This is a genomic window from Kibdelosporangium persicum, from assembly GCF_013280595.1.
GTDB classification, from domain to species: Bacteria; Actinomycetota; Actinomycetes; order Mycobacteriales; family Pseudonocardiaceae; genus Kibdelosporangium; species Kibdelosporangium persicum.
The window spans coordinates 38437-61686 of the sequence record NZ_JAAATY010000041.1 but is presented as its reverse complement, the minus strand read 5'-3'; the positions used below and the strand labels follow the sequence as shown (position 1 = coordinate 61686).

Genomic DNA, 23250 nt, shown 5'->3' with positions numbered 1-23250 from the left:
GAAGGAGACCTCGGACATCGATGTTCGAGGAGGTCCTGATGACCGGCTCAGCCGCCGAATCCGTCGGATCGACGGGGTTGTGGCTGATCAGTGTCGCGGTCCTGCTGGGACTGCTGGTGGCCGATTTCGCGGTCACCCGTCGCCCGCATGAGGTGTCGATACGGGAAGCCGTGGGCTGGTCGGTCTTCTACCTCACGCTGCCGGTGGTGTTCGGGGGCTGGCTGTGGCTCGGCGTCGGCGGCGACCAGGCGCTTGAGTTCCTGACAGGTTTTGTGGTGGAGAAATCCCTGTCGGTCGACAACCTGTTCGTGTTCATGCTGCTGCTCGCCGCCTTCGCGGTCCCACCCGCCGTCCAGCAACGGGTGCTGCTCTACGGCATCGTCGGCGCGCTGGTCCTCAGGGGCATCTTCATCGCGGCCGGTGCCGCCCTGCTGGCGGCGGGAACGTGGGCGTTCCTCGTCTTCGGCGTGATCCTGTTCGGCTCCGCGGTCAAGATTCTGCGTGCGGCGCTGACCGGCGCGGGCATCCAGCGGGACATCTCACGGATGCGCTCGGTGCGGCTGTTGCGCAAGCTGATGCCGGTCACCGACCACTACCACGGCGCCCGCCTGACCGTCCGGGAGCGCGGGCGACGCGCCCTCACCCCGCTCGCGGTCGTGGCAGTGGCCATCTTCGCGACCGACGTGGTGTTCGCCGTCGACTCGGTGCCCGCGGTCTACGGCATCACCGAGGACCCGTACCTCGTGTTCGCCACCAACGCCTTCGCCTTGCTCGGCCTTCGTGCCCTCTACTTCGTGCTGCACTCCGCGCTGGCCAAGCTCGTCCACCTCAACCACGGCCTCGCCGTCATCCTCGCCTTCATCGGCGTGAAACTGGTGTTGCACTGGGCCCATGGGATCTGGCCGGGCCTGCCGCAGATCCCGACCCCGATCTCGCTGGCCGTGATCGTCGTCGTCCTGGCCACCGTCATCCTGACCAGCCTGCGCGCTCAGCGCCGCGCCGCGCGACGCACCGGCCGGCCCACCCAGAAGGCCACCGCACCACAGGACTGAACCATGCTCACCGAACGGGTCATCACCACCCTGATCGACATCGCCACCACCGTGCTCATCCTCGCGGCCCTGGTGATCACCTGCGCGGCCATGTTGCCGCCCCGGCCGCCACGCGGACCACGCCACTGACTGGCCGGGGCACGGTCTCACTTGAGAAGCCGGGGGTCGGGTTCGCCGCCCGCCTCGCCAAGCGCGCCGAGCACCGCGCGCACCAACGTGACCAGGTCTTTCGGGTTCTTCCGGTCCAGTCCGCCGAGCAGTTGCTTCAGGATGGTCAGCTGGTCGAAGTAGACGCGTTCGGTGACGAGGTTCTCGTGCTCGTCGAAGATGAAGTACGCCGTCATGCGGGTGCGGTGGCGGCTTCCGGTCGCCGGAATCCGGCCGAGTGGCCCGAGGTGCGTGCCGGTCAGCCAGAACTCGACGATCACCGCGTCCGCGCTGTGGCGCAGGGCGATGATCTCGTGGTCCTGGTCGGGGAAGGCGGTACGGGTGGCGTGGTAGTAGTCGCGTACCTCGTGATCGCCGTCGTGGACGGTCATCGACGCGATCAGCTCGTAGTGCGGGTGCGGGAACGTCGAGAGGACGTCGTCCCAAGCCTGGCGCACTTCGTCGTGGAAGTGGTCCAGGACCAGCTTTTCGCGGGCACGGAGCACGTCTTCGGGAGGCAGGGTGTAGGCGGTTGTCATTCGGATTCCCCTCGCTCGTCGAGGATCATGAATGTACTCACCGCTTCGACGCCTCGATCTCGCACTCCTGTGTGTACCGCAGGCCCAGCGTGATCGACTCCTGGTCGTTGTTGGGACCACCGTACGAAACGCCGACCTGCTCCGAGCCGGGCTCCCTGGACACCTCGACGTAGCGGACGCCCTTCTGGCGCAGGCATTGCACGACTCGGTTGGCGAAGTCGAGAGCCTCCGGGTTACTGGCGTCCTTCTCCCACGGGGGCAACGGCATCTTCGACGCACACGCCGCGTTCGCCTTGTCGACGAGTTCCTTGGGCTGTGTGGGGGCCTTCTTGTCCACGCCGTGCTCGGCGAGACACTGGAGCCACGGCGCTATCAGCGCGGCGTGGTCCTCCGGCGTCATGTCCAGGCGCTCCCGCGGCCGTTGTTCCTGGGACGTGGCCGAGGCCGACGCCGGGCCGACGCCGGGCGTGGTCAGGGACGCCACCTCCGGGCGGCTGGCCTGGGGCTGTGCGGAGCACGCGGCCAGCACCAGCGCCGCACACGCCAGCATCAGCTTCTTCATCGGTCGTCTCCTTTTCACGGTGTGGCAAGCGCCTGTGTCGGCGTGAGCCGGGAGGCGCGGATCGAGGGGTAGAGACCGGCGGCCATGCCGACGAACACGGCGGCGGCGACGCCGCCGGTCAGCACGGCCGGAGGGATGACCAGGGGCCACTCGTGCAGCAGGGCGTAGCCGACGACACCCAGCACGCCGAGGAGTGTGCCGGTCAGTCCGCCGATGCCCGACAGCAGGACGGCCTCGGTGAGGAACTGGCCGCGGATGTGTCCGCGGGTCGCACCAAGCGCGCGGCGCAGGCCGATCTCGCGGCGTCGCTCCAGGACCGAGATCACCATCGTGTTCGCCACACCCACGCCACCGACCAGGAGCGCCACGGCGGCCAGGCCCAGGAACAACGCCGTGTACGAGTTCTGCGTGGCACGTTTGGCGGCGAGCGCGTCCGACGGGCGGCTGACCTGCACCAGGCCGGGGATCTCCGGGTGCAAAGTCGCCGGCAGCACTTCGCGGACGTTCTCGATGGCGTCCTCGTGCGCCTTGACGTAGACGACGGTCGGATGGCCGTCGAAGCCGAGCTTCGCCCGCGCCGCCTCCCAGCCGACGAACACCGACCGTTCGAGGTCGGGAGCCAGCGGCATGGGCCCGAGCACACCGATCACGGTGAACCAGTGCTCCCCCACGAACACCGCGGGCTTCCTGCCCGCCGACACCTCGCCGACGCCGAGCCGGCCGGCGGCGGCGTGGCCCAGCACGACCGCGGGGAACCGTTCGGTCGCCGGACTGAGGAACTGTCCGCTTCGCACGTGTCCGTTGACGGTTCCCAGCAGCCCGAGGCTGCTCGCGAGGACGGTGATGTCGGCGCTGTGGCCGGGGTCGAGCCGGTCTGACCGGCGCACGCGGACGTGGGTGTTCGCGACCGCCGCGGACGCGGTGACCGGGCCGATCCGGGCCGCCATCGCCGCGGCGGCCTCGGGCAGCCGCACCGGGTTCTCCTCGCGTGGCGTGGGCTGCGCCCGCAGCATGTTGGTGCCCAGCGCGGTCAGTTCGTCCATCAGCGCCTGCTGGCTCGACGCGGGGATACCGGTGACCACGACCATGGTCGCGATGCCGAGCGCGATGCCCAGGGCCGACAGCGCCGCGCGGAGCCGGCGAGTGGTGAGGCCGAGCGCACCGAGGCGGATCAGGTCGGTCCAGGCCAGGCGGGACGGTTTCGGCAACGTCACGTGGCGCTCCCGGTGTCGCTGACGATCCGGCCGTCGCGCAGCTCGACGCGACGCGGCAGCGACGCGGCGATCTCACGGTCGTGCGTGATCACCGCGATCGTGGTGCCCTGGCGGTTGAGCGCCGTCAGCAGGTTCAGCACCGCGCGGCCGTTGGCGGTGTCGAGCGCGCCGGTGGGTTCGTCGGCGAGCACCAGCGCCGGGTCGTTCACCACGGCGCGCGCGATGGCCACGCGTTGCCGTTCGCCGCCGGACAGCTGGTGCGGCAGGTGACCGGCTCGATGGCCGAGGCCGACGCGCCGCAACGCCTCGACCGCGAGCGCGTGCCGGGCCTTGCGGCGCACCCCGGCGTAGATCAGGCCGGTGGCCACGTTCTCCACCGCCGTGAGCCCTTCGGACAGGTGGAACTGCTGGAACACGAAGCCGAGCCTGGTGCCGCGCAACGCCGACAACTGCCGGTCGGTCAGCTGGGAGACGTCGTGGCCGTCGAACTCCACGACACCCGACGACGGCAGGTCCAGTGTGCCGATCAGGTGCAGCAGCGTCGACTTGCCCGAGCCGGAAGGACCGACGATCGCGAGCAGTTCACCCGCGGATATCCGCAGGGACACCGAGTCGAGCGCCGTGACGCCACCGGGATAGTGCTTGCTGGCCGAGCGCAACGCGAGTACGGCCGTCATTGCGCGGCCACCACCTGCATGCCGTCGACGATGTCCGCGCCCGAGATCTCCACCTTGTTCTGCGAGTACAGTCCTGTTTGGACAGCCTTGAGCTCGCCGTTCGGCAGTTGCACGGCGTATCCGCCTTCCTGGAGCGCGACCAGCGCTTCGAGCGGCACGGTCAGCACGCCCGCACGGCTTTCCGTGGTGATCCTGATCTGTGCCGGCGCTATGTCCAGGTCGGAGACGTCATCCGGCTGGTCCGGAACGGCTATGATCTCGACCTTCGGTGCGCCCGCACCGTCCTGTGCCGGCGGCAGATGGGTCACCGACGTGATCTTGCCGGGGACTTCCCTGGCGTCCGGCCGTACGATCACCACGGGCATCTGTGCCCTGGCCGGTCCCGCGTCCGTGCTCAGCACCTGAGCGGTGACCAGCCGAGCCGTGGACGTCACCTCGAACAGCTCCTCCGTGACCGGAACACCCAGCTGCGCCTTCACCGCGGAGACGCGGACCGGCCCGCCTGCCACGAACACCCGGCCGGGGTCGATCACGCCGGTCGGCTCAAGCCCGAGCGAGCGCTGCCACCTCTTCACCGCCTCGATCACGCTGGGCGTGTACTCGGCCTTGGTCGCGTCCTTCGGCCGGGAACCCGCCCGATGGCCGAGCGCGGCGAGGTTGTCGATCACCACCGCGACGTCGGAGCCCGTGGTGCCCGGTGCCTCGAGCCTGCGGAACAACGGGGTGGCGCCGAAGAACACGACCACCGGCTGATCGTCCACACGGAACAGTTCCTTGCCGCGCTCGGCGACCTGGCCCACCGCGGGCAGTTTGGTGACCGTCCCGGTCCCGGTCCCCTTCACCGGCCGGGGCGGGCCGAAGCCGACGTTCGCGGGCAACGACGCGGTGTTGGCCAGATCGGCACGCTGCACGGTCACGGTGCGGACCGCGGGCTGGGTCACCGGAGCTTGGTCGGATGGCCGGCCTTGGACCAGCACCACCGTGGCGCCTGTCGCGACGAGCACGACGAGCACCCCGGCTGCGATGACCGTGTTTCCGGCGGCGGTTGCGTTGCACGCGGCAATCATCGAGCAGACTTGTGAGGAACTTGTGTGGATCAGGTGTGCGGCCTGAGGGCGTGCCTATCATCGACGTGATGAGCACTTTGATCCTGGTCGCGGAGGATGACGAGAACCAGGCCGAGCTCGTGCGCCGCTACCTGGAGCAGGACCATCACCGCGTGGTGGTCGCGCATGACGGCCGACAGGCGCTGGACGTGGCACGCGCGCGCCAACCGGCGCTGGTGGTGCTCGACCTGATGCTTCCGGGCATCAACGGCCTGGACGTCTGCCGGACGCTACGCGCCGAGTCGGACGTGCTCGTGCTGATGCTCACCGCCCGGTCCACAGAGGACGATCTGCTGCTGGGCCTCGGGCTGGGCGCGGACGACTACATGACCAAGCCGTTCAGCCCGCGCGAACTGGTCGCCCGCGTGCGTACCCTGCTGCGCCGCACCAGGATCGAGCCGCCCAGAGCGTCGCTGCGGGCAGGCCCCATCGTGGTGGACCCGATCCGGCACGAGGTGACGATGCGGGGCGAACCGGTGGACTGCACCCCGGGCGAGTTCCGCCTGCTGGCGATCCTCGCGTCCGAAGTGGACCGGGTGTTCACCCGTGAGCAGCTGCTGGAGCGGCTGCACGGGTTCGACCGCTACATCACCGACCGCACGATCGACACGCACGTGAAGAACCTGCGCCGCAAGATCGAGCGAGACACCCGCCGGCCCGCCCACCTGGTCACCGTCTACGGCATCGGGTACAAGCTCACCGCGGGGAATTCCGATGCGCCGTAGTGTCTTCGTCCGCCTGCTCGCCGTCGCGGCGCTCGTCGCGCTTTGCTCGATCGCGACGACCGCGTGGCTGGCCGCTCAGCTGACCCGCACGTCGATCGAGCGTGACCAGGGGCAGAAACTGGCCACGGACAACCAGATCTACGCCTCGCTGCTCACCCACGCCACCCAGAACCGCGACTGGGGCGAAGCAGGCCAGGTGGTGCGGACGATCGCCGAATGGCACGGCAACCGCCGGATCGTGCTGGTGGCCAAGGACGGCAACGTCCTCGCGGACGTGGGAGGTGACCGCGGCCCGCTGCCCGCCACCCCGTCCGCGGTGGTGGACCCGCTGGCCGTCGACCCGGTGCTGGTGCCGGACGCGCCCGCGGACCGCATCGACGAACGTGTCCTCGGACCGTTCCGGACACCGATGGGCTTCCGCGGCCGCGAGGATCACGGCAAAACGCTGTCCTGCCTGCGGGCCAGGAAAAAAGGCCTGCCGACGAAGGACTGCCAGGAGAACCTGCTGCCGCCGGACACCGCGGCCGACTTCTCCGCGCTGCTCGCCCTGGAGGATCTCGCCGACGCCTGCCTGACCCGCAAGCAGCTTCCCTCGGTGGAGCTCAACCTCGATTTCACCCCGGCCACGGGCGTCCCGGGCCCCGACAAACCCGCCGTCGCGGCATGCGTCACGGCCTCACGCAAGGAGCAGCTCACGCCCTACGTGGCCCCGCCGGCTCTGCTCTATCTCATGAGCCCGTCCGGTACCCCCACCACGGCGTTCGACGTGACAGGCAACGGCTGGCAGGTCGTCGGCGCCGCGGCGGCGGTGCTCGTCGTCGCAGTGGGAGTGACGGCGTTCGCCGGTGCCCGCATCACCCGGCCGCTACGGGCGCTGACCGCCGCGGCGCAACACATGTCCGACGGCGGCGAGGCCCCGCCGGTCCGGGTGTCCGGCCAGGACGAGATCGCCGGACTGGCCAAGGCGTTCAACACGATGGCCGCCAAACGTGCCCAGCTGGAACAGGCGCGCAAGGCGATGGTGAACGACATCGCCCACGAGCTGCGCACCCCGCTGAGCAACATCCGCGGCTGGCTGGAGGCCGCCCAGGACGGGATCAGCGATCGCGATCCGGCGCTGATCGCGTTGCTGCACAAGGAAGCCCTGGTCCTGCAACACGTCGTGGACGACCTGCAGGACCTGGCGATCGCGGACGCGGGCGCGCTGCGGCTGGCCGTCGAACCACTGGCGGCGGGCGCGGTGCTGGCACAGGTCCGCGCGGCGCACGAAGCTCGGGCCGCCGAAGCCGGTGTCGCGCTTACGACCGAAGCTCCGCAGGACCTCGTCGTCATGGCCGATCCGTTGCGGTTGCGGCAGATTCTCGACAACCTCGTTGCCAACGCCGTGCGCTACTCACCCGGCGGGTCGGTCGCGATCAGCGCGTCGCGGCAGGGGCACGAGGTGGCCATCACGGTCGCGGACACAGGTATGGGCATCGCGGCCGAGGACCTGCCATACGTGTTCGACCGGTTCTGGCGGGCAGACAAGTCACGCACCAGAAGCACCGGAGGCAGTGGGCTGGGGCTCGCGATCGTGCGCAAGCTCGCCGAAGCGCAGGGCGGGTCGGTCGACGTGGCCAGCACACTGGGCGAAGGCACGACGTTCACCCTGCGGCTGCCCTCCTGACCTCGCTGGTCAGCTCCGAGTCCTGATGCCGTCCAGTGCCATCTCGATGACCCGGTCCCGCTGGGAGTCGTGACCTCCATACCCGTGCGGGTGTACACGGAGATCCCTGTCGAGACCGGAGATCGACCGGGGCCAGTTGCGCGACCTGCTAGGTCTGCGGAACGACGACACCGCCGGAATCCGCGCCCGGCTGCTCGACGCCTTCGCCGACTGGTCGCCGTCCATGCTCCAGATGATCACCGACAACGACGGGCCGTACGTCGATCGCCCGTTGTTCGCCCTGCCGGTCCCGCACATCTGGCAGCACTCACCGACCGTCACCCTGCTCGGCGACGCCGCCCATCTCATGCCCCCACTTGGTGTCGGCGCCAACCTGGCCATGCTCGACGCCTACGAACTCGCTCTCGCCCTGGCCGGTTCGCCCACGATCGACGAAGCCGTCCGTACCTACGAGAACACGATGCTGCCCCGGTCGACCGACACCGCCCGGCTCCTCGAACACGGAGCCGCGGGCCTGCTCGAACGCCACGTCACCGGGCGACATGGCAGGATTCGGCCCGCCCCAGCACTGACCGTCGGCGAGACGTGCGGCGCCGGACGCGCGGGCGGATTCGGGTCGGAGATCATGGGTTCTCCTCATCGGCGATCGTCGCGAGTTCACCGGCCAGGCCCGGCATGCCGGCCGCGGCCGCCATTCGCTGGAGCTGTCGCGGGCCAACCGAACTGAGGCCGAGCTGGGCGGCTACCCGCGCTATGTGCGCACGGACGTCCAGCGCCGCGGTGGTCTTGCGAGCCGCTACATAGGCGTCAACTCGCTCCAGCAGCGCTCGCTCCCGGACGCTGCGCACATCGCACGACACGTACAGAAGATCCTGATCCAGCACAACGTAGGAACCCACCTTGTTCAGCCCGACTGTGCCAGCCGGCACGAACGCGGCTTCGGGAAGAACAACTCGCCACGTTCCGTGTGCGGTCCGGACGGCCCGGCAGTGTGTCATGTTGTGCCTGTCGAGCCATCGTTCGATCCGGTTCGCCTGGCGATCGGGGTCCGTCGCGCGGAACTCGGCATCCAGCGGCGCCACGATTTCCGGTGTGTCGCGCAGCAACTCGGTGAGGTCCGGATCAACGCTGTCAGCGGCTTGGGTGTATGCCAGGTAAGTCAGGCGGCCGCCGGCGTCCATCGCGCGCACCACGTACATCGGCAGGTACACGAGTTCCTCACCGAGCGACTCCGGATACTCGATGCGAGCCGGGAGGTTGTAGTGAACCCGATCCGGGTTCCCGGCGAGCTCCGCCAAGGCCTCCTTCCGAAAACCGTACGTGCTGTGCAGCATCCGGAACGAGGCCCCGCGATCTCCAGCCGCCGCGTTCACGTCCTCCAGTGGCAACAACGTGACCACGCCTGGGTCGTAGTACCTGCGGCTCAACGGGCGGGAACGGTAGGCGTCGAAGTACATCTTGCGACGGTCCTGCACGGTGGTGAGATAACAGACACCGTCCCGAACGGACCGCCAGCCGAGTTCAGTCAGCTCGATGGCGCCTCCGGGGAACGTGACGTGCCCGATCGTGGCCAGTACTCGGACCGCCCGGTCCACCAGCGGCTGGTCCAACGAAAGGAAGCGGCTCAGTTCCGGCACAGTGCGCACCTGTGCCTCAGCGATCGCTCGTTCCAGATAGCGGTCGATGAGTTCGTACGGTCTGCCCTCGGTGGTGGCGCCGTCGCTCCGATGACGACGCCAAGGCGTACCGGAACGTCAGGTTTTCCGGGCGCGCTCGATCACCTCCTCGACGCGCAGTGGCGAAGCGGGGTGGTGGGTAAGGCAGAGCGGTGTCGTGACTTGCCGGAAGCCGAAAGACTCGCTGGAGACGTAGAACTGCGCGCGTTCCAGGCGGGAGATGTCGGCAACCGGACTGCCCTTGGCGCGGGCCATCTCGTTCGCCGCGGCGATCTGCGCCGGACTGTTGAGACGGCCGAAGAACTGGGTCATCGCGTTGCCGGCGACCTGGTTGTGCAGGCCTTTCGGGGCCTGCGTGGCGAACAGCAGGCCGAGACCGTACTTGCGTGCCTGCGAGGCGAGCACGATGGTGCTGCGCGTGCTTGCTGTCATCGTGCCGGACGCGGCCAGGGTCTGGGCCTCGTCCATCACGAACAGCCCGCCCAACGGGCGGTCCCCCGCCGGATTGCGTTTGATCCAGGCGAAAAGTTCCATCTGCAACTGGTTCACGAAGTTCTGCCGCTGCTCTTCCGACGGCAGGCCCACAAAGCTGATCACCGACACCCTGGCGTCGCGGCCCGGTCGTGGCGTGAGCAGGATGCCGGGATCCACAGGTTCGCCTTCCCCGGCGAACAGTGGATCGTTGACCATCGCCGCCTTGAGGGCTTCCGCCAGATCCGCGGCGATCCGCCTGGCGTCGTTGAGCGTGCTGACTCCCCCGGGCAGATCGGCCAGGACGTCGATCAGCCCGGGCAGACTGCGTGAACCAGTCCGGGCATGGTGCACGACGGCCTGCCGCAGCACCGCCATCCCGATCTTCGTCTTGACCGTGCTCCCGGTGAGCCGCAGTTGCGGTGCGAGGGTCGCGATGGCCACCTCCACGGCCGCGTTGAACTCGTCGTCATCGTCGACGACGCTGGCGAAGTCGGGCAACGGCTGGAAAGTCAACGGCCTGCCGGTCGACCGGCCCGGTGTCCACACCACGACGTCCGTCCCGTCCAGATAGCGCCGCGCGAGCTCGGCGTCACCCGGTCCCCACGCGTCCGGCGGCTGAGGCCACGGATCTCCCAGTCTCGCCAGGTCGTTGTTCGGGTCCAGCACGATCGACGAGACGCCCTGAAGCGCACACTCCTCGACGATCCGCCGAAGCAGAACCGTCTTGCCCGAACCTGATCCGGCGAACACGGCGGTGTGCTGCCGAAGTGCCGCCAGGTCAATGCGAACGTGCTGTCCGCTACCGGCCGTGCGACCGAGTGTGATCGCACCGGCAACGGTGCCCGCGGCCGGAGCGTCGGCCACCGGCGGCGGGTGTGTCCCGTTCTCACGGTGCCCGGTCGAAGGTGTGGGCAACACGGCCGACAACAGCGCCGACTTGCTGGCGGGCCTGCGGTCCACTAGCCACTCGTGCAACTCGGTACCACCCCGGCCGAACATCTTGTCCAGTGCCCAGAACGTTCGCAGGTCGGGATCCGACACCTTCAGCGACTTCCCGCCCGCGGCTGTGAAATTCCTCAGCGCCTCCTGGGTCTTGACACCCGGCGACCATCTCGGCTGACGGATGAGGATGAGATGCCGGTTGTCAGCACCTTTGCGAGTCCCAGCCGCGGACAACGCCTTCCGGAGCCGACTCAGCGCCGCCCGGGGATCGGGAGCGGCGATCGCACGGAAGGCCCAGTGCTCCTCGAGATCGGCTGCCTCGTCGATGGTGTGGGTGAGCCAGGCGTGCAGGTCGTTGTTGCTCTCCTCGTGGGCCCCGCACATCCATTCCATGTTGTCGTCGCCGACCTCGGTGATCCACGCACGCAGAGCCGCGGACAACAGCTCCGGCATCACCTTGTCCTCGGCTCCCTGGTCAAGGGCGGATGAGACGTCTGCGGTCGCGCGCAGCTCCTCGAACCACCTGTCCAGCTCGGCGAACCGATCCGGTGTGGTGGCCGGACGCGGCGGGGCGGCCGCCGGTTGTGGCGCACGGTCACCGAAGCTCGTCAGCTCGTGAGCCTGCCCGGTGCGCAGGCAGTTGTCGATGTGCGCGCTGATGCGCTTCAACAGCTCGCGGGGTGTGAACTCCTCCCACTCTCCTTCGAAAGCCGAGGGGGCGACCGGCCAGGTCGGATACGGGGGTACGAACCCCATGGCCTCGTAGACAGTGCCAAGCCGCTTCTCGATCAGGGCGCGGCCGAGGGCCGCGTCGGTGACCCGGCCCAGCGTCAGCGACTCACGGAACCGGTCCGGGACGGAATCGGTCGCCGTGGCTTTGATGCGCTCCCATGTGCCGGGCAGACAGGCGAGCATGGTCACGGTCCTCCGCGTCACCTCACGCAAACCCATCAACCCGTCGGCGATCTGCGCGACGAGCATGTCCTCGTCCGCGCTGTCCCCGATGTCCTTCGTCTTCCTGGCAGAACGCGCTATCAGCGTGTCGAGCTGGTCGACAGCGATGACGATGGGACCGGTCAACGCCAGTAACCGGGTGATGTCGCGGACCTGGGCGAGCGCGGTTGTCGGCCGCGGCCGGATGCCCCACTTGACCCGTTCACCGGCCCTCGACTCGTCCAGCCCACCGAGGTAAGCCTCCCCGATGTAGTTCGCCGTCGTGTCCTCGCTCGCATAGAGCACCAGGGCTCGTGCTGTGTCGCCACATTCCCTCGCCAGCTGGAGATCGAGCAGCCGCACGCCGTTGACAAAGGCGTCCACATCGGACTTCGTCAGGTTGTATCCGCTCAGGACCGCCTCGGCCGCCTTGGGGTCGACCGCACCACGTTCACACACACGACGCAGGAAACTCGTCAGCTGGGACTCGCCCGAAGCGTCTACTCTGGACAGGCCACGACGGAGCGCCTCCGCGGTGTTCTCCCAGAACGCGTCGCCCGCGGTGAGGTCGTCGAGGAAGAAGTATCCCCCGGCGAGGTGCACGTGCCGCCGGACAAGACCGAGCAAGTGTGTCTTGCCGACGCCTTTCTGGCCCTGCAGCACAAGCCCGATCGGACTCGGCCCGTCACTCTCCATGGCATCACGGATGCCCACGTCGACCGCCACGGTCACGTCGGCGTGCATACCGTCCACATGGTACGGAGAGTCACGCCACACGTGATCCGGTGTGTCCGCCCAGTCGAAACGCACAGTCGCCAGCGCGGCGAGCTGGTCGATCATGACGCCTCGATGGAGATCAGGTGGTTGTCCTCGCCGCCGATCCGAACCGCGGCCGCGTGATCGGCCGCGTCAAGGGTCTTCCTGTTGGGCTCCGGCACGAGGTGCGCCTGGCCACTACGGCTCATCTCCTTCAGCGCGGCGTCGACTTCGTCCGTCGGCACATCGCCGAGCAGCGGACGCAGGTCGGCCAGACCGACCCAGGCCTGCGGAGAGGCGGCCAGCTTTCGGTAAGCGAGCCGGATCTTCTGCTCAAGGTCCTCTTCCCCGTGCTCGCCTGTGGACGCGAAAACGTCAGCCGGACGCAGGTTCTCGCGCAGCATGTAGTCGTTCAGTCCGTTGAGGACAACGTACAACGCGACACCGAGGACACTGCGCGGCCTTGGGCCCGGCGGTTCTTTGGCGCTGAACTCCTTGGCGCACCACGCCCAGCCGTCATCGGTCAGCTCGTGATACAGCGTCCTTCGTTCCTCACGGCTGCTCACCAGCCCTTGTTTGTTGAGCTTCCGGCGGTCCTCGCCGGTGAGCCGGAAACCCACCACCTCCTCGAGCTCCGGGTTGGACACCTCACGCGCGAGCTTCATCAACGTGAACATCGCCGCGATCTGCTTGTGCCCCAGTTCAACGGACATCCGAAATCCCTCCCACCGTGGAACTCATGCCACCGATTCAAGCCGCCGGACGACCCACTCGATCACCTCCCGGGTCTCCGGCGGGGCCTTCATGTCCTGCCGGCGTGCGACGCGAGGCCTGATCTCCAAGGCCAGTTCGTCGCCCAGCTCGCTCACTTTCGCGTCGTCGTGCGCTGTGATCGCGTCGAGCAAGGCACGCACGATCTCGTCGACGATCTCCCACAACGGCGGCGGCAACGAGGCGCCCGCGACCCGCCGCAGGGTGTCCAGGAGGTCTCCGCCGCGCGGAGCCGAACCGTTGATCTGTTTGGCCAGGCCACGGGCCACTTCGGCGGGACCGTCCGAACGACTGAACTTCACGTACCGCAGGTTGCCCACGTGGCCCGGCAGCGCGTTGGGATCCGCGTCGGCCGTCAGCACCGGGATGATCCGCCGTTCCTGGCCAAGAGTCCGGTGCAGGAACAGATCGACCTCCGCGGTCTGCCACCGGCTCACCTTGCCGTCGATGACGAGGCACAAGTGCCGGGCGTCGTCCTCCAGCTTCGTGAGCAGCGAACGGTCACCCGACAGCGACCGCTCGGCCCGGACACCCAGCGCACCCAGTTCGGCGATGAGCTCGTTCGCGAGCTTCAACGTGGACCTCGGCGTACTCACCCTGAGGTCGTGGACGAACTGCCGTTTGGTTGCACGGGCCGCCGCGACGTAGGCGTCTCGGTTCTCCGCAAGCAGATCCGTCCGGTCGAAGTCGTGCGCGATGAGTGCGGCCACCGTCTCCAGGGCGAAACCGATCTGGTCCGCGCTCGGATTGGACTCGAAAAGAACGGGGAGCTGCTCGCCGAAGCTCCAGTACGACACGTAAGGCAACGTCAGGTGCCGCGCGATCAGCTCGGGTGGAATCCTCTGGTTGAGCCAGTTGTCGAACAGCCCTCGGGTCTCGCTGAGAGCGGTCTGCCGCCACTTCTCCGAGCGGTCGTACTCCTCACGGGTGTCGAACCTCGACAGCAGCGGCATGATGGTGAGCTTCGCCCGGTCGTACGGCATCGGATCCCTGGCCACTCCGGCGCGTTCAGCGATTTCGACAGCGCCGCGCAGGCTCTGCATGTTGGCGGTGAACAACACGACAAGGCGGTCAGGCAGGTGGGCGGTGCAGATGCTGCCCACGTCCGACACCCCGGTGCGGCTGTCGAGCAGCACGAAGTCGTAGTCGGCAGTCCACTGCTCGCGGCAGCTCTCCAGGTAGTCGCCGAATCCCAGTTCGTACAGGTGATCCCAGTCGATGCCCTGGACCCGGCCGACGTAGTCCGCGTCCTGCCGGCCCGCGGCGAGGAAGTCGAGAACGCCCGCACCGGACAGCCGGACGGTGTGATCCAGCGGCGGACTCCGGCCTTCGAGGAAGTCACTGATCAGATCGATCACCCCGCCGGCGGGTGGAGTACTGATCATCGGCTGGAAGTAGTCGTGCAGCCCCGGTGCCTCCAGGTCCCAGTCCAGGCACAGCACCCGGCGGCCCCAGCGGGCGAGCAGGACGGCGATGTTGGCCAGGGTGAAACTGCGGCCGACACCACCCTTGTAGGAGTAGAAAGTGACCACTGTTCCCGGCATGGCGCTAGAACCTCGGCAGGTGGGATGGCCTGGGGCGCTCGGCACCCGGCGTGGTGACCGGCCAGTCCGGCCGCCACTGCGGCGCCGCTTCGATGAGCTCGGTCAGTTCCTCGGCGAACTGCATCATCTCCCTGTGGAAGTCCAGATAGGCCTGGCTTTCCTGGAAGTGGGCGTAGGGGAAGGCCCAGCTCCTGAAGTCACGCATCTGGCGCTCGTGGGCGTAGTCGGGGAAGTTCCTGGAGTCGCAGAAGATCACCGGGTAGATCAGGCTGTGTCTGCGCGTGGCCGCCGTCCGGCTGACCAGTTCCTCGCGCCGGGCCATGGAGTGCCACTCCGCCATGCACCACTCGCTGAGGAAGTACTTCGGCGAACAGACCGGAACGAGGACGCGCGTCCGCCGCAACGCGTTCTGCAGCTCGACCGGCCACTTCGCACCGCCTGTGACGTTCTCGTCGAAGAAGATTCGCACGTCATGGTCGAGCTGGTCGTCCAGCAGCTCGGTCAGGCGCGGGTAGAAGTGGTTACGCACCCAGGGAGGAACTGTGTTGCCAGCCCGTTGGTAGCTGATGAACACGTCGTACTCGTACACGCGTGCCATCGCTCCTTCGAACCATGTCTCCCCGGCCGGGAGATCCTAAGTCGGGAAGGCGGCTCCGAAATAGACATGGGACATGTCAAAAGGTGGACACTTCCCGCCCGTGGCGGACACACGTCAAAAACATGACATCCGGACGACAACCGTTACGCCCATCGCGTGATCACCGACAATACTACGCACCGCGACACACCGGCTTTCCTTACGTATCAGGGGGATTGATGCCCGACCGGACCGCGCCACTGGTGTTCGTCAGCTACGCTCACGAGTCACCTGACCACGAAGCCCAGGTACGCCGTCTCGCCACGTTTCTGCGCGCCCGGATCGGACTGGACGTGCAGTTCGACCAATGGGCCGACAACAAGCGCATCGACTGGTCGATCTGGGCGATGAACCTGCTGACCGAAGCGGACTACATCGTGGTCGTCGGCTCACCGGAGTTCCGGCGGAGGGCGGAGGGGACCGCGCCACCGGACGAGGGCCGCGGCGCGCAGTTCGAGGCGATGATCATGCGCAACAACATCACCAAGGACATCCGCAGGGAGACCGAACGAATCCTGCCGGTCCTGCTGCCCGGAAGGACGGTCGAAGACCTGCCGGTGTTCCTCGCCGGCTACTCCACGACGCGGTTCAAGATCCACGAGATCTCGGACGAGGGAGTACAGGACCTCGTGGCCGCGATCACGGGAGTGGGCCGCCATCCCATGCCTCGGCGTGGAGAGTGGTTGGGCGGCCAGAACAACCGGCGCACGTTGTTCGTCAACGGAATGCGATGGACCGTTGCCAGTCCGCACATCCGAGCGGACAGCGCGCAGATCGACGGTGTGCGGTACGAGAACAGCATCGTTCTGCGGCCGTCGCCGGCCACCTCGGACTCGCACGCTTTTGTGGAGATCGATCTCGGCGGCGCCTACTGCTTGATGACCTCGGTGGTCGGAGTACCCGACGACGCGGCCGAGACCTTCCAGGTGGGGCATTTCCGGGTCTGTGTCGACGGCGACCCGCGGCACGAAGGCAAGGTGGCGCTGGGCAAGTCCGCCACGATCAAAGTGGACGTCACTGGCGCACAACGGCTGCGGTTGGAAATGTCCCGTCCGGGTGCCGCGGCTTCTCCTCTGCTGGCAGATTCGAAGGGCGCGGTGGCGTTACCCGAACTCGCGTGGGGAGATCCAAGTCTGTACTGATGGTGGTCAGGTGCGCCACCAGCTCGCGTCGTGTCACGTGAGTTCGAGACGAGCTTGAGCCTCTCCCAGCACGATCGGATTGACCATCACTCCGAGATCGTCGGCGTGGGCCCACAGGGTCTTGGCGGTGTCGTCTTCGCCCCGGCGGGCGGCGACGTTTCCCATTCCGAGGAAGGCGCGCGCCAGTTCGTAGTCACTGTCGACGAGTTCGGCGAGATTCAGTGCCGCCTGGTACTGGCGTTCCGCTTGGTCCAGCCGGCCGGCCCGGTAGTGGATCCACGCGATGCAGTTGATCGTCACCAGCACCTCGCGCGGCAGTTGCGCCAGCGCACGCGCCTCATGCGCATGGCCGAGCGCCTCGTCGAACCGGCCCGTAGCGGTGAGCACAAAAGCGAGACCACGTAGTGCTATCACGACGTTGCGGGTCCGCCCCGCCTCTCGGTACGTCGCCAGTGTGCTGGTCAGGTCACGCTCCGCCGCGGCATAGTCCCCCACGGACAGGGACACCCATGCGCGGCTGGACACCGCGTCAGTGGCGCCTCGCGAGTCACCAGCTTGCCTGCAGCACAGCTCCGCACGGTCATGGCACTCGACCGCCCCGCTGACGTCACCCAGTTCAAGGTAGACCATGCCCAGGTTGTTCAAGATCATTCCGACGCCATCGGTGTCGCCGTTCCGCTCGGCCGACGCGAGGGCGCGCTTGTGTGTGCTGATCCACGGCTCCAGGAGCCGTTCACGGAAGAAGAACGAGCGCAGGATGTAGGCCAGCTGCCAGCATCGGCGATGCCAGCCGTACTTCGACGCCAGCTCGGTCAGCTGGGCGAGCGCGGGCCACTGCCGGCGCAGCCAGCTCAGGGCCGCGCCGACGGACCCGAAAGGCATCTCACGTGCCGCTGGGAGGTCCACACCGGGCCGGAAACGGTACGGTTCAAGGAGCTCGTCCGCCGCGTACACCTTGGCCAGAGCGTGGTCCACCAGCCGCCCCGCTGCCGCGGCTTGCTCCTCCGCGCTGATCTCAGGCAGGGCGTACCTGGCCGCGAACGTGCGCATCAGGTCGTGCAGTTCGACGAACCCGCGCTCATCCCGCGTGAGCAGATTGGCGTCGTGCAACCGATCCAGCAGCAGGTCCGCCTGCTCCGGCGGCAGGCCGGCCATCGCGTGCACGGCGGACGTCTCGGCCGACGCGGTCGGAAGCAGTGCCAGCAAACCGAAGAACCAGCGCTGATCAAGCGGCAACATGTCATAGGACACCCAGAACGCGCTCGCCACGCTGCGTTCACCGTCGTCAAGAGAACCCAGCCTGGTGTTCTCGTCGGCGAGCCGGCCGGCGAGCCCCGTTGTGGTCCACCCGCCCGCGACGAATCTCGCGGCTATGATCCGGATCGCCAACGGCAGCATCCCGCAGTGCTTGACGATGACGGGCACCTGGTCGTCGTCGATGGGCACCGAGTGCCCTGCCACAGAGCGGAAAAGATCAACTGAGTCCTCAGTGGACAGCACGTCGAGCGGGATGCGCGCCGCGTCGTCCAGCGCGGGAAGCCGCCCGCGGCTGGTGATGATCACGCGACAGCCCGGCTCGGCCGGGAGCAGCTGCCTGACCTGCTGGGCGGTGCGGACGTTGTCGAAGACCAGCAGGATCCGCCGTCCGTGCAGCAGCGACTGATAAAGGTTGGCCATGCCGTTGACGTCCGTCGGAATCTTTTCGCCCGGCACCTCCAGCAAGCCGAGTACCCAGCGCAGGCTGTCCGCGGGCGTCAGCAGCGGCGCGCCCGGCGTGTGGCCGCGGAAATCGAAGAACAGGCAGCCGTCAGGGAAATCCGCCGCCGCGGCTCGGGCGGCGGCGATAGCGACAGTCGTCTTGCCGACACCAGCCATTCCGTGCACGACACATACCCCGACGGCGTCCTGACGTGACAGCATGAACGACAATCTGTCCAATTCGGCCACCCGGCCGACAAAATGCCGCGTACCGACCGGGAGCCCGATCGAGCCACGGCTTGACCCGCCGTCGGGAACAGCCGGTTTGGCCGCGAGAGCGGCCAACTGGCCTTTCGCCTGCAACGCCTTGTCGCACGCATCGGCGATGACACGGCTGACGTTGGCCTTGCCGTTCTCGATCTTGCTGAGATAACCCTTGGACGTCGGGATGGCCGACGCCAGCGCCGCCAGTGACAGTCCCGCGGCCTCGCGAAGGCGTTTCAGCTCCGACCCGAACTCCGACATGAGGTGATCTTCCCTTCCTGACCGTGCCGAGGAAAGGCCCGGCCGGCCGCCCCCTCGGCGACCGGCCGGACCATGAACCGGTTAGCCGAACAGCGCGACCAGCTGGCCCAGTACCACGATGATGTGCGTGTGCATGAAACTCCACCCCTCTCGCGAATCGTTCACGAAACCCGATCCGGCCTCGTTATCGGCTGATGTGCCCTGCCGAATGATTTCGGCGAACTCATCGTCGATCCGCATTCCTGGAGTGGACAGTGGTTGCCTGTTTCACGCTCCGCGGAAACAGGTCGGACCCGGATATCCTGCGGGGTTTCCTCCTGGGTGGAAACCAGCGGAAACCCCCGGCCGGTCCTGCCGGGAGCACCGAGTTGATGGGTAGACTCGCTGATCGATGACGGGACACGAAGGTGGCGCCATGCCGGCCAAGATCGACGATCTCATCGGCGACTTGAAAGTGCTGCGCACCGGTTTGGGAGTCGAGGATCCGAATCTTGTCGCGCGCGCGGGCCCGGCCGTCAGGCAGGTGAGCGGTGTGACCGACGGCGATTCACCCGGAATCGTGCGCCAGAAGATCACGGACTGGCTGGCGGCCACGATCTCACGGTTGCCCGAGGCCATCGCCACGATCGCCCGGACGGCGTTCGGCTTCGGCGGCTCCGGCGATCTGCCCTACCTGGCCCGGCTCGAACATCTCGGAAAGGTCGTCGACCGCGAGGTCCGCACGATGCAGCGCCGGGCCGACCGGGTCATCTACCGGATCGCCGAGATGACCCTGACCCAGTCGCCGCCTGCCGGCAAGGCCGTGGAGCCCGTGGACGGCAACCCGTGGCACACCGAACTGTTGCGCGTGGACCTCATCCTCGACCAACCGGAGATCGAGGTGTTCGAAACGCGGAGGATCGTCAGCCACGCCGACGGCCTGACCGAGATCCGGCACTGGCTCACCATCGCGCCGGTCGAGAACCCGCCGGTCCCGCTCGACCTTTCCGACCTCGGCATCGCGGTGCTGGGCGGTGGCGACATGGCCACGCCGCCGCGGTTGCTGTCCTCCAACCGGGTCGAGATCGTCCTGAAACCACCGAAGCCACTGGCCATCGGAGATCATCACGAGTTCTTCTTCCGCGTCCGTGTCCCGTCGCTGCTGCCGTTCTACGCGTGCACTCCCCGGTTCGCCTGCGACGAGTTCCGCCTGCGGATCAGGTTCGGCCGCGACCGGGTTCCCGAGCGGGTCTGGCTGATCGACGGCGAGCTGCCCCTCGAAGCGAGTGACCCGGTGCCACACCGGAAGACGCTGCACGCCGACAGCGCCGGTGAGGTGCAGGCGACGTTCCGCGACCTGGTTCCCTCGACCTCGTACGGGATCGGCTGGCGGCCTCGTTGCGACGCCCCGGACCACGTCAGCCCACGCTCTTGTCCAGGAAGTTGACAAATCTCCGCAACGGATTCGGCACACGGGTGCAGGCGTCGCCGCCCGTCACGATCACCGTCCACTGCCGCAGCGGGCCCTGGTGGGCGTGCAGGACCGGCACCGCTTCGTCGAGCAGGAGCCTCGCCTTTTTCAGGTCGTTCCGCCTGAGCAGGCAGGCCCCCAGGTGAAACCGGGTGAACTGGCTCTCGGGGTGACACCGTCCCAGAACGGCGTCCTGGCGTGGCAACAGGCGTTCGAAGAGGTCCGCGGCCGCCTCCCACCGCTGACTGCCCATCGTCACCAGGCCGGTCCATTGCCGGGCCCGCAGGGAAAGCGGGTGATCCTCGCCCAGCGCCGCGGACGCCCGCCGGTGCGCGTCCGCCAGAACCGCGACCGCTTTCCGATGCTCTTCGTCCCTGCTCAACGTCCGGCCACGCAAGACCATCAACTCCAGCGTGAGCGGGTCATCCGGGCCGTACCACTCCGTCGATTCGTCGAGTGCCTCCTGGAGTCGTTTCGTCGCGTGCGACCACTGCTCCGGCCTGACGCGCATCTCGGTCAACGCCATGGTCAGCTCAGCCTCCGTGAGGATCACGACGGCCTCACGGGCCAGCCGATGCCGAACCAGACCGGCTGCGCCGAACACATCGAGCACTTTCCTCGCCGTGCCGCAGGCGTGCGCGAGCTCGCCGGACAACAGCTGGAGCCGGGCCAGCTCCACGGTCGCGAACGGCCACGGTCCCTTGTGTGCGCCATGCGGGTGCGCGAGCCGGAGCGCGGGAAGGACGCCGTCGGCGATTCTCCTCGCGGCCTCGTAGTCGCCCCGCAGGATCAGCGCCTTCAGCCGGGCCAGTTCGGCCTGTTGACGCTCCACTTCGGACAGCCAGACCGGAACGGCCCCGTGCTCGCGGAGGAGGTCGTGCTGATGGAACAGTGCGTCGGCATGGACGTAGTCACCCAGCATGTCATACGCGGTGGCCGCGGTCTGGCGTGCTTTGAACTCGGTCCGGACGTCTCGCCGACATTGAGCCCGGTCGATCAGCTTGTCCGTATGCCCCAGGGCGTCAAGCGCATCGCCGACGACGACCGCCAGCCGTGCCGCGGTCGCGACGTCACTGATCTGCCAGTCCCCCGCCGCCACTCTGATCACGAGATGCCCGGCGTCCCGGGCGGCGGCGATGTCACCGCGTGCCTCGTGCGCCATCACTACCCCGCGAATCAGCGCCAGCCTGTCGGCCGACGGAACCGCCGCGTTCTTCGCCACCCGCAACGCGTGCGCGCAGAGATCCATCGAGGCGTTCGCGAGGCTTCCGAGCAGAGTTCCCGCCGCGTGCCTCGCCAGCGAGCTCAGGAGTGTGGGATCCAGATCGTCGGTCACGGCGTCGGCCACGAGTGCGTGTAGCCGCCACGCCTGTCGCCGGTTTCCGGCCGCCCGCTGGATGAGGCGGTGCCGGTCGAGTTCGTCCAGCGCCTCGGCGACCAGAATCGGGGTTCGCCCGCCCAGTACTTCCGAAATCCCCCTGGCCACCAGGTCACCGCTGATCGGCGCCCGGCCCAGCACGGCCAGGAAACCCAGCACCACACGGGCGTGCGCGCTGCGGGCACGCACGAGGCCGGTCAGCCCGTCTTCCAGCTTCAGCACCGGCTCGTCGGCCATCCGCTCCACGGCGCCCGTGCCTTGAGCGTCACGAAGCCGGTCCACGATCGGCAAGATCGTGAGCGGATGCCCCTGGCTGCGGGTGACAAGGCGGCCGATCGCCCGGCGTTCGTCACGGCTGAGCACGGTCCAGTTCGCCCGGAACAGTTCCTCGGCCTCCCGCACGGAAAACCCGGTTATCCGTACCTGCGAGCACGGCCACTGCGACGGCACGGTCCGCATAGCCATCAAGGTATGCACCTTTGGCGACGGAATGACGAGCTGTTCGAGCGTGTCCCGGTCGAGTCCGTCCGGGACGTCATCGACGACCCACAACGTGTCGTCGACGATCCTGCCCGCGACTGTCGCCTTGGCCTGCCGTGCGTTCATATCCGACAGGTCCACACCGAAACGCTCACGGGCCAGCTCGTTGACCGCGGCGGCGAATCGTGCCGGCACTCCATCCGCTTCGGCGAGGCTCGTCCACACCACACCGCCAGGGTAGGCGTCCCGGAAGACGGACGCGTACTGTTCCGCGAGCGTCGTCTTGCCCATTCCGGCCGGAGCCTCGATCACCACCACCGAGTGGGACCGCGGTGGCCGGCCACCGAGCAGTCTGCTGTGGATCGCCCACATCTCCGGGTACCGCCCCACGAACCTCCGTGGCACGCCACGATGTGGCTCGTCGCCGGTCACCTCGCCGAACGGAGTGTCCGCTCGCCTCACCCTGTCCGCCACCGCATCGGCCATCCGATCGATGTCGGGTTCGCCGCGCCAAGGCAGGCAGCCGGCCTCGGCGAGTTCGACCGGTGCGATGTGCAGATCGTCCGGCTCCGGATTGATCACCAGGACACGATCGTCCGGGTCACCGATCCGCCGCGCGGCCAGCAAAGCCTTCGTGAGCTCCCACTGGCAGGCGTACCGGATCGAATACCGCCGGGAGTAGAAGGCGAGCAGCACGGCGGCCGAGCCGAGCTCGCGCCGGAGCTTCTCGGTGATCCCGTCGAACAGGCGGATGTCCTTCGCGCGCAACACAGTCAGTCCTCTGGCGCGCAGAGCCTGCTCGACGAGGTCGGCTGCCGCCTCGTCGGTCCAGGTGTAACTCAGGAAAACCGCCGGGTCGTTCATCACCCTCCTGCCCGCGTGCCAGACGTCTGCCACGATTCCCCCAGGCACACCGGGAAGGCAACTGCCGGAAAGCTGACAGATACACGACACACTGCCGTGCGGCACGGATTCGTCACACGAACGCCGTCCGACAATCGTTCCGGATGAACTCGATCTACCGTTCACCGGCCAAAAGCGACCATGCGGCGCACGAATCGTGAGGACGAATTCCCACACATCGTTTGCATGTCACACACTCCACCGCTGTTCACCCGTTCAGGTGAGTACACCGGGTCGTGAAGAGGAGTCACCG

The 23250-nt window shown here is 67.8% G+C and carries 20 protein-coding genes; 7 read left to right on the top strand and 13 right to left on the bottom strand.

Features of this window, described 5'->3' with window-relative positions; all coding sequences use genetic code 11:
* Positions 1-20 precede the first annotated feature (20 nt).
* Positions 21-1052: a TerC/Alx family metal homeostasis membrane protein gene (locus tag GC106_RS41815; protein ID WP_246368033.1), complete on the top strand. Its 1032-nt coding sequence runs from the start codon at positions 21-23 to the stop codon at positions 1050-1052.
* A gap of 3 nt (positions 1053-1055) precedes the next feature.
* Positions 1056-1181 (top strand): hypothetical protein, encoded by a 126-nt coding sequence (locus GC106_RS49080; protein WP_281368771.1) that lies wholly within the window; start codon positions 1056-1058, stop codon positions 1179-1181.
* A 17-nt stretch (positions 1182-1198) separates the two neighbouring features.
* Here GC106_RS49080 and GC106_RS41810 read toward each other — a convergent pair whose 3' ends face one another.
* From GC106_RS41810 to GC106_RS41790, 5 genes are read right to left on the bottom strand one after another with little or no spacing between them, the layout of a single operon-like run.
* Entirely contained in the window at positions 1199-1738 is a 540-nt protein-coding gene (locus tag GC106_RS41810) for an ester cyclase (protein ID WP_173141737.1), read from the bottom strand.
* 37 nt (positions 1739-1775) lie between these two features.
* Positions 1776-2300, bottom strand: a complete 525-nt coding sequence (locus GC106_RS41805; RefSeq protein WP_173141736.1) for a hypothetical protein — start codon at positions 2298-2300, stop codon at positions 1776-1778.
* A 14-nt stretch (positions 2301-2314) separates the two neighbouring features.
* Entirely contained in the window at positions 2315-3514 is a 1200-nt protein-coding gene (locus GC106_RS41800) for an ABC transporter permease (protein WP_312873311.1), read from the bottom strand.
* A complete protein-coding gene (locus tag GC106_RS41795) occupies positions 3511-4191 on the bottom strand; it encodes an ABC transporter ATP-binding protein (RefSeq protein ID WP_173141735.1) in 681 nt (226 codons plus the stop codon). The genes GC106_RS41800 and GC106_RS41795 overlap by 4 nt, the downstream gene beginning before the upstream one ends.
* Complete coding sequence (locus GC106_RS41790) at positions 4188-5195, bottom strand: peptidoglycan-binding protein (protein WP_173141734.1); 1008 nt, start codon at positions 5193-5195, stop codon at positions 4188-4190. The genes GC106_RS41795 and GC106_RS41790 overlap by 4 nt, the downstream gene beginning before the upstream one ends.
* A gap of 131 nt (positions 5196-5326) precedes the next feature.
* Between GC106_RS41790 and GC106_RS41785 the strand changes: the two genes are divergently transcribed.
* The 3 genes from GC106_RS41785 (at position 5327) to GC106_RS47220 (ending at position 8415) form a co-directional block, all read left to right on the top strand.
* A complete protein-coding gene (locus GC106_RS41785; RefSeq protein WP_173141733.1) occupies positions 5327-6022 on the top strand; it encodes a response regulator transcription factor in 696 nt (231 codons plus the stop codon).
* Positions 6012-7688 carry a sensor histidine kinase gene (locus GC106_RS41780; RefSeq protein WP_173141732.1) on the top strand — a complete coding sequence of 559 codons (1677 nt, stop codon included), beginning with the start codon at positions 6012-6014 and terminating at the stop codon, positions 7686-7688. Before GC106_RS41785 ends, GC106_RS41780 begins: the two co-directional genes overlap by 11 nt.
* Before the next feature lie 136 nt (positions 7689-7824).
* Positions 7825-8415: an FAD-dependent oxidoreductase gene (locus tag GC106_RS47220; RefSeq protein WP_246368029.1), complete on the top strand. Its 591-nt coding sequence runs from the start codon at positions 7825-7827 to the stop codon at positions 8413-8415.
* On the opposite strand, the gene GC106_RS41770 is transcribed toward GC106_RS47220, so the two are convergent.
* The 5 genes from GC106_RS41770 to GC106_RS41750 form a co-directional block, all read right to left on the bottom strand.
* Positions 8312-9325: a hypothetical protein gene (locus GC106_RS41770; RefSeq protein WP_173141731.1), complete on the bottom strand. Its 1014-nt coding sequence runs from the start codon at positions 9323-9325 to the stop codon at positions 8312-8314. The two genes, GC106_RS47220 and GC106_RS41770, sit on opposite strands and share 104 nt — an antisense overlap.
* 117 nt (positions 9326-9442) lie before the next feature.
* The gene (locus GC106_RS41765) at positions 9443-12553 is read right to left on the bottom strand and encodes an ATP-binding protein (RefSeq protein ID WP_173141730.1); all 3111 of its coding nucleotides are present in this window, start codon (positions 12551-12553) and stop codon (positions 9443-9445) included.
* The gene (locus tag GC106_RS41760; RefSeq protein ID WP_173141729.1) at positions 12550-13182 is read right to left on the bottom strand and encodes a hypothetical protein; all 633 of its coding nucleotides are present in this window, start codon (positions 13180-13182) and stop codon (positions 12550-12552) included. Before GC106_RS41760 ends, GC106_RS41765 begins: the two co-directional genes overlap by 4 nt.
* Before the next feature lie 24 nt (positions 13183-13206).
* The gene (locus tag GC106_RS41755; protein WP_173141728.1) at positions 13207-14784 is read right to left on the bottom strand and encodes a CATRA system-associated protein; all 1578 of its coding nucleotides are present in this window, start codon (positions 14782-14784) and stop codon (positions 13207-13209) included.
* A gap of 4 nt (positions 14785-14788) precedes the next feature.
* Complete coding sequence (locus tag GC106_RS41750; protein ID WP_217281617.1) at positions 14789-15382, bottom strand: toll/interleukin-1 receptor domain-containing protein; 594 nt, start codon at positions 15380-15382, stop codon at positions 14789-14791.
* Positions 15383-15600: 218 nt separating this feature from the next.
* Between GC106_RS41750 and GC106_RS41745 the strand changes: the two genes are divergently transcribed.
* A complete protein-coding gene (locus tag GC106_RS41745) occupies positions 15601-16563 on the top strand; it encodes an SEFIR domain-containing protein (RefSeq protein WP_173141727.1) in 963 nt (320 codons plus the stop codon).
* Between the two features lie 33 nt (positions 16564-16596).
* Here GC106_RS41745 and GC106_RS41740 read toward each other — a convergent pair whose 3' ends face one another.
* Together GC106_RS41740 and GC106_RS41735 are read right to left on the bottom strand one after the other, a co-directional pair.
* On the bottom strand, positions 16597-18786 hold the full coding sequence (locus GC106_RS41740; RefSeq protein ID WP_173141726.1) for an ATP-binding protein: 2190 nt from the start codon (positions 18784-18786) through the stop codon (positions 16597-16599).
* A gap of 81 nt (positions 18787-18867) precedes the next feature.
* Complete coding sequence (locus tag GC106_RS41735; RefSeq protein WP_173141725.1) at positions 18868-19026, bottom strand: hypothetical protein; 159 nt, start codon at positions 19024-19026, stop codon at positions 18868-18870.
* 175 nt (positions 19027-19201) lie between these two features.
* On the opposite strand from GC106_RS41735, the gene GC106_RS41730 reads away from it, so the two are divergent.
* The gene (locus GC106_RS41730; protein ID WP_173141724.1) at positions 19202-20212 is read left to right on the top strand and encodes a hypothetical protein; all 1011 of its coding nucleotides are present in this window, start codon (positions 19202-19204) and stop codon (positions 20210-20212) included.
* Here GC106_RS41730 and GC106_RS41725 read toward each other — a convergent pair.
* Complete coding sequence (locus GC106_RS41725; RefSeq protein WP_173141723.1) at positions 20184-22958, bottom strand: tetratricopeptide repeat protein; 2775 nt, start codon at positions 22956-22958, stop codon at positions 20184-20186. The genes GC106_RS41730 and GC106_RS41725 overlap by 29 nt on opposite strands.
* Positions 22959-23250 lie beyond the last annotated feature (292 nt).

Coding starts and splice junctions, on each gene's coding strand:
- GC106_RS41725 (WP_173141723.1), bottom strand. CDS start 22,958: ATGAACGACCCGGCGGTTTTCCTGAGTTACACCTGGACCGACGAGGCG.
- GC106_RS41810 (WP_173141737.1), bottom strand. CDS start 1,738: ATGACAACCGCCTACACCCTGCCTCCCGAAGACGTGCTCCGTGCCCGC.
- GC106_RS41735 (WP_173141725.1), bottom strand. CDS start 19,026: ATGCGGATCGACGATGAGTTCGCCGAAATCATTCGGCAGGGCACATCA.
- GC106_RS41805 (WP_173141736.1), bottom strand. CDS start 2,300: ATGAAGAAGCTGATGCTGGCGTGTGCGGCGCTGGTGCTGGCCGCGTGC.
- GC106_RS41765 (WP_173141730.1), bottom strand. CDS start 12,553: ATGATCGACCAGCTCGCCGCGCTGGCGACTGTGCGTTTCGACTGGGCG.
- GC106_RS41785 (WP_173141733.1), top strand. CDS start 5,327: ATGAGCACTTTGATCCTGGTCGCGGAGGATGACGAGAACCAGGCCGAG.
- GC106_RS41795 (WP_173141735.1), bottom strand. CDS start 4,191: ATGACGGCCGTACTCGCGTTGCGCTCGGCCAGCAAGCACTATCCCGGT.
- GC106_RS49080 (WP_281368771.1), top strand. CDS start 1,056: ATGCTCACCGAACGGGTCATCACCACCCTGATCGACATCGCCACCACC.
- GC106_RS41780 (WP_173141732.1), top strand. CDS start 6,012: ATGCGCCGTAGTGTCTTCGTCCGCCTGCTCGCCGTCGCGGCGCTCGTC.
- GC106_RS41755 (WP_173141728.1), bottom strand. CDS start 14,784: ATGCCGGGAACAGTGGTCACTTTCTACTCCTACAAGGGTGGTGTCGGC.
- GC106_RS41745 (WP_173141727.1), top strand. CDS start 15,601: ATGCCCGACCGGACCGCGCCACTGGTGTTCGTCAGCTACGCTCACGAG.
- GC106_RS41740 (WP_173141726.1), bottom strand. CDS start 18,786: ATGTCGGAGTTCGGGTCGGAGCTGAAACGCCTTCGCGAGGCCGCGGGA.
- GC106_RS41750 (WP_217281617.1), bottom strand. CDS start 15,382: ATGGCACGCGTGTACGAGTACGACGTGTTCATCAGCTACCAACGGGCT.
- GC106_RS41760 (WP_173141729.1), bottom strand. CDS start 13,182: ATGTCCGTTGAACTGGGGCACAAGCAGATCGCGGCGATGTTCACGTTG.
- GC106_RS41730 (WP_173141724.1), top strand. CDS start 19,202: ATGCCGGCCAAGATCGACGATCTCATCGGCGACTTGAAAGTGCTGCGC.
- GC106_RS41815 (WP_246368033.1), top strand. CDS start 21: ATGTTCGAGGAGGTCCTGATGACCGGCTCAGCCGCCGAATCCGTCGGA.